At 70.6% G+C, this 5,377-nt stretch carries 8 protein-coding genes; 6 read left to right on the top strand and 2 right to left on the bottom strand.

What is annotated here, in order from left to right; translation table 11 throughout:
* The first annotated feature begins 162 nt into the window (after positions 1-162).
* The 4 genes from AC2W7C_RS13005 (at position 163) to AC2W7C_RS13020 (ending at position 3,271) form a co-directional block, all read left to right on the top strand.
* A complete protein-coding gene (locus AC2W7C_RS13005) occupies positions 163-930 on the top strand; it encodes an MlaE family ABC transporter permease (protein ID WP_486001818.1) in 768 nt (255 codons plus the stop codon).
* Complete coding sequence (locus AC2W7C_RS13010) at positions 927-1,712, top strand: ABC transporter ATP-binding protein (protein ID WP_486001819.1); 786 nt, start codon at positions 927-929, stop codon at positions 1,710-1,712. The genes AC2W7C_RS13005 and AC2W7C_RS13010 overlap by 4 nt, the downstream gene beginning before the upstream one ends.
* 78 nt (positions 1,713-1,790) lie before the next feature.
* Positions 1,791-2,663 (top strand): MlaD family protein, encoded by an 873-nt coding sequence (locus AC2W7C_RS13015; RefSeq protein ID WP_486001820.1) that lies wholly within the window; start codon positions 1,791-1,793, stop codon positions 2,661-2,663.
* Positions 2,660-3,271: an ABC-type transport auxiliary lipoprotein family protein gene (locus tag AC2W7C_RS13020; RefSeq protein ID WP_486001821.1), complete on the top strand. Its 612-nt coding sequence runs from the start codon at positions 2,660-2,662 to the stop codon at positions 3,269-3,271. The genes AC2W7C_RS13015 and AC2W7C_RS13020 overlap by 4 nt, the downstream gene beginning before the upstream one ends.
* A gap of 3 nt (positions 3,272-3,274) precedes the next feature.
* On the opposite strand, the gene AC2W7C_RS13025 is transcribed toward AC2W7C_RS13020, so the two are convergent.
* Positions 3,275-3,796, bottom strand: a complete 522-nt coding sequence (locus AC2W7C_RS13025) for a TetR/AcrR family transcriptional regulator (RefSeq protein WP_486001822.1) — start codon at positions 3,794-3,796, stop codon at positions 3,275-3,277.
* A gap of 161 nt (positions 3,797-3,957) precedes the next feature.
* On the opposite strand from AC2W7C_RS13025, the gene AC2W7C_RS13030 reads away from it, so the two are divergent.
* Positions 3,958-4,599, top strand: a complete 642-nt coding sequence (locus AC2W7C_RS13030) for a hypothetical protein (protein ID WP_486001823.1) — start codon at positions 3,958-3,960, stop codon at positions 4,597-4,599.
* Positions 4,596-4,952 (top strand): VOC family protein, encoded by a 357-nt coding sequence (locus tag AC2W7C_RS13035; RefSeq protein WP_486001824.1) that lies wholly within the window; start codon positions 4,596-4,598, stop codon positions 4,950-4,952. Before AC2W7C_RS13030 ends, AC2W7C_RS13035 begins: the two co-directional genes overlap by 4 nt.
* An 18-nt stretch (positions 4,953-4,970) precedes the next feature.
* Here the strand turns inward: AC2W7C_RS13035 and AC2W7C_RS13040 are convergent.
* A partial coding sequence (locus AC2W7C_RS13040; protein ID WP_486001825.1) for a hypothetical protein occupies positions 4,971-5,377 on the bottom strand: 407 nt, incomplete at its 5' end.

The following is a 5,377-nucleotide window of genomic DNA, read 5'->3' on the forward strand; positions in this document are numbered from 1 at the left end:
CGCTGATGCAGGCGGCCGACGGGTTGCTGCCGGCCTCGGCCTGGACGGAGCGCCCCGAGGCGGCCGCACCTACGCCAGGTCGAGAAGCTGGAGCGCGAGAGCGCCGGCCCGCAGCGCCGCTCGCCGCCGTGGGTGCGCGGCTTCGCCAAGATCGGCCGGGGCATGCACGACATCCTCGCCGAGGCGACGCTGGGGATGGCCTTTCTGGGCCGCCTGGTGACCGCCAGCGGCGCCGCGCTGAGGCACCCGAGCCGGATCCGCTGGGCCGCCTGGTTCAGCCAGGGCGAGCGGGCCGGGTTGGACGCCATCCCGATCGTCGCGGTGACCAACTTCTTCATCGGGGCGGTGATCGCCTTCCTGGGCGCCAATCTGCTGACCCAGTTCGGGGCCGGCGTCTTCACCGTGCAGCTGGTCGCGGTGGCCACCCTGCGGGAGCTGGCGGTGCTGATCTCGGCCATCCTGCTGGCGGGCCGGTCCGCCTCGTCGTTCGCCGCCGAAATCGGCTCGATGCGGATGAACCAGGAGGTCGACGCCATGCAGGTGATGGGGGTGAACCCCTTTCAGGCCCTGGTCATCCCCAGGCTGGTCGCGATGCTGGTGATGCTGCCGCTCCTGACCTTCATCGGCATGGTGGCCGGAATGTTCGGCGGCCTTCTGGTGACCTGGAGCCAGCTCAGCTACGGCCCGGCCTTCTTCGTCCAGCGGATCAGCGAGGATCCGATGATGGGCAACCACCTGATGGTCGGGATGATCAAGGCGCCGGTCTTCGCCGTGGTCGTGGCCGCGATCGGCTGCCGCCAGGGCATGGCCGTGGCGGGCGACGTCGAGAGCCTGGGCCGGCGGGTGACCGCGGCGGTGGTGCAGGCGATCTTCGCCATCATCTTCCTGGACGCCGTCTTCGCCATCATCTTCATGGAGCTGAACCTGTGACGGCCGCCCCGACCAAAGGGCCCGAGCGGCTGATCGAGGTGCGCGGCCTGCTGAGCCAGTTCGGCGACCGGGTCATCCACCAGGACCTGAACCTGGATGTTGACCGCGGCGAGGTGCTGGGCGTGGTCGGCGGGTCGGGGACCGGCAAGACGGTGCTGCTGAACACCATCATCGGGCTGAAGGAGCCCGAGGGCGGCGAGATCCGGATCTTCGGCCACGACCGCGCGACCCTGACCAAGGACCAGGAGGCGGACATCGAGCGTCGCACCGGCATCCTGTTCCAGCAGGGGGCGCTGTTCTCGTCGCTGAGCGTGATCGACAACGTCGCCTCGCCCCTGGTGGAGCACACCCGGCTGCCGCGCGAGGTGATCCGCGAACTGGCCGAGATGAAGATCGCCATGGTCGGTCTGGGGCCGGAGTCGCATCACCTGAAACCCGCAGAACTATCGGGCGGGATGAGGAAGCGCGTGGGCCTGGCCCGGGCGCTGGCGCTGGACCCCGAACTGCTGTTCCTGGACGAGCCGACAGCGGGGCTGGACCCGATCGGGGCGGCCGCCTTCGACGAACTGATCCGCCAACTGTCCGACGACCTGGGCCTGACGGTCTTCATGATCACCCACGACCTCGACAGCCTTTACGCCATCACCGACAAGGTGGCCGTGCTGGCCGACAAGCAGGTGGTGGCCAAGGCCACGGTCCAGGAGCTCGAGCGTTCAGAGCATCCGTGGATCAGGGAATACTTCCTGGGGCCGCGCGGACGCGCCGCCGACAGAGCCGCTTGAGGAGAGCGGGATTATGGAAAGAGACGCCCACTACGCCGCCGTCGGCATCGCCACCGTCGCCCTTCTGGCGGCGCTGGCGTGTTCACGATCTGGCTGGCCCGCCTGCAGTTCAACAACGACTACGACATCTACGACATCGTCTTCTACGGGCCGGTGCGCGGGCTGTCGGAGGGCGGGGAGGTGCATTTCAACGGCATCCGCGTGGGCGAGGTGACCGACCTGAACCTGGACCCGAAGAAGGGCGACCAGGTGATCGCGCGCATCCGGGTAGACGCGACCACGCCGATCCGGGTGACCTCGCGCGCCCAGCTGGAGCCGCAGGGGATCACCGGGCTGAACTACATCCAGATCACCGCCGGCAATCCGAACAGCGCCATCCTGAAGACCCAGTATCCCGACAACGTCGTGCCGGTGATCCAGAGCCAGCCCTCGCCGATCGCCGAGCTGCTGTCAGGCTCGGGCACGGTGCTGGCTCAGACGGTGGACGCCCTGAACCGCATCAACCGGGTGCTGTCGGACGACAACGTGCGCAGCTTCTCGACCAGCCTGAAGAACGTCGAGGCCCTGACCACCGAACTGGAGGCCCGCAAGGGCATGCTGGAGCAGCTGGAGCAGGCGCTGACCAAGGCCAACGCCGCGATCGGGGAGTACGAGGCCCTGGGCGCCAGCACCCGGCAGTTGGTCGAGACCGACGGCCGGCAGGCCATGGCCAACATCAACCAGGCCGCCGAAGAGGCCCAGCAGGCCGTGGCGTCGATCAACCGCTCGGCGACCAGCCTGGAGCGCCCGCTGGGCGACTTCGCCACGACCGGCCTGCCGCAGCTGCAACAGTCGATCCAGCAACTGGACGAGGCGACCCGGTCGCTGCAGGCCCTGATCGACGACGTGCGCGCCAGCCCGCGCGAGTTCATCGGTCGTCCGCAATCCCGTGAAATGGAGGTCCAGCCGTGATCCCCGCCTTCAAGGCCGCCGCCGCCCTCGCCGTCACCGTCCTGATGGGCGGCTGCGCCCTGCTGTCGACGCCGGATCCGGTGCAGCTGTACCGCTTCGGCGCCTCGGGCGGCGGGGCCGGAAGCGAGGCCACCCCGGCCGCCCAGGCCCAGGTCGCCATGCGCCGGCCGGAGTTCCCTCAGGCCGTGCGCGAGGACCGCATCCTGGGCGTCACCGGCACCGAGGCGGCCTACATCAAGGGCGCGCGCTGGGTCAGCTCGGCCGACATCCTGTTCAGCGACTCGCTGGAGACCGCCTTCGCGGATCAGGCGACGCGAGTGCGCCTGGTCGGGCCGCGCGAGCTGACGCGGTCGTCCCAGGCGCTGGACATCGACGTGCGGACCTTCGAAGCCCGCTACGCGTCGCCGGGCGCCGCGCCGGTGGTGACCATCGTAGCCCGGGTGCGGCTGCTGAACGCCCAGGAGCGGACCGTGGCCGCCGAGCGGGTGTTCACGGTCGAGCAGCCGGCCGGCGAGAACCGCGTCGGCGCGATCGTGGCTGCGTTCGACACGGCCACGCGGGACATCCAGACCCAGATCGTAAGCTGGACGGACCAGAACGCGCGCTAGGCGCTATCGCGCTAGGAACTGGCGGGCGAGGACCTCGGACGGGCAGGGCGCCTCGCCGACCAGCCACATCCTGAGCATGGCCAGGCGGCCGGCGGCCGCACCCATGGCGACCAGCGATGCGGGCGGTCCGTCCGTCCCTCGGGCGGACCCGGACCGGGCCTCAATCATCGCGGCCAGCTTGCGCTGGAGCTTGGCCGCCAGCGGAGGCTCGAACAGCAGCCGCCCGACCGCCCGCTGCTCCCAGAGATGGTCCAGCACCCGCCGCAGGGCGATCAGGTTCCCACGGCCGGCGGCGGCGTCGGCCAGAGGCGCGAACAGCGGCTCGATGACCGCGACCAGCACCTCGTCCTTGTTGCGGAAATGCTCATAGAAGGTCGAACGGCCGACGCCCGCCGCCTCGATGACGTCCGCTGTGCGGATCGCGCCGTAGCGCCTGGAGAAGATCAGGCCGATGAAGGCGTCCGAAATCGCCTTGCGCGTCCGCTGGGTGCGGCGGTCGAGGTCGCGGGCGCCGGTCTGATCCATCGGCCCACCCTAGCCCATCGGCGCCGGCGGGGTCAGCCCGGCGGGCCGGACCGATCGCGGACGATCCGGGCGGATTGTCCGGAAGCGGACATCCGGCGCGGTTCGTCCCTCGCTGGCGCCGGGTCCGCGGGGCAGACTTGGCGGTCACATCGGAGGGCGGAATGATCACGAAACTTGAAGCGCGACAGGCGGGCGGGCTGCTGCTCGCGGGCACGGGCGTGGCGCTGATCCTGATGCTGCATCATCCCACGTCGCTGAAGGGGCCGGACGACGGCCTGCTGCTGAGCGACTGGAGCAACGCCGGCGTGCACGGCGGCATGGTCGCCTGCCTGCTGGCCATCAGCGTGGGCGGATCGAGCCTTCCGCGCTGGCTGGGGGACGGGAACCTGTCGGTTCGGACGGGCCGCGTCGCGTTCACGGGCGGCATGGCGGCGCTGATCGCGGCCGGGGTGATCAACGGCTTCGCGATGGGAGGTCTGGCGACGCGGGCCGGCTCCGCCTCGGCGTCCTCGATTCAATTCGGGACGCTGGCGGCGCTCAACCAGGCCTTCGCCGTGTTCGGCGTGGCGATGGTCGCGGCGGCCATGGGGCTGTGGTCGGCCCGGATGCTGCGTCAGGATCCGATCGCCAAGATCGCGGGAGCCTGGGGCCTCGCCGCCGCGGCGCTCGCCGTCGGCTGGCTGGCGTTCGGCGGTGGGGCGTTCAGCCTGGTCCCGGCCGTTGTCGCCACGCTGGTCTTCGGGGCATGGTCGGCGCTGACCGCGGCCTCCCTGCTGCGCGATCCTTCGGAACGGAACTCATGACGGAACTGCACAGGGCGATCGCGATCATCCCCAGCCGCGACATGGAGGCCAGCGAAGCCTTCTACCGGCGGCTCGGCTTCGAGGTCATGAGCGACTACGGAAACTACAGGATCCTCGCCGACGGCCGGGGTTGGCATCTGCACCTGACCCAGACGCCGGGCTGGCCCGCGACGGCCGAAGACAATCCCCTGGGGCTTTACCTCTACGTCGAGGACGTCGATGCGGTGGCGGAGCGGGTGCGCGAGCTGATCATCAACGACGACCAGCCCCGGCTGAAGCCTTGGGGAACCTATGAGTTCGCGGTCAGCGATCCGAGCGGGACCCTGGTCCGGATCGGACGGATCGTCGCCTAGCCGGACGCCCGCCGGACGTCAGAGCGGTTTCCGCAAGTCGGCCAGACGGCCCTCGATGTCGGCCCGGCGGGGGCGGGTCGTGGCGAGTTCGGCCAGGGCGCGGTCGATGCGGCCGATCAGGTCGTCGCGCAGGCGCAGCAGCCGGTCGCGATCGGGACGGATCTTTCTGGGCCGGCGGCCGGACAGGCCCAGGGCGTCTTTCCAATCGTCGCGCCAGGCGGCGACGCCTTCGACACAGGGGCCAAGCGCGCCGAGCGCCCTGAGGTCGGCGTTCTGGACGCCGCGGACCAGGGGAAGGCCGCGCAGGGCGGCGACGCGGGTCGCCTCCACGCTCGTCCGGCGCGCGTCCAGCGCGTCTCCCTCCACAGACGGTCGGCGGGCGGCGGCGGCGAGCCAGGCGTCCAGTTCGGCGACGGCTTCCCGCA

The sequence above is a fragment of the Brevundimonas sp. CURTG3B2_SDJG genome, assembly GCF_057364705.1.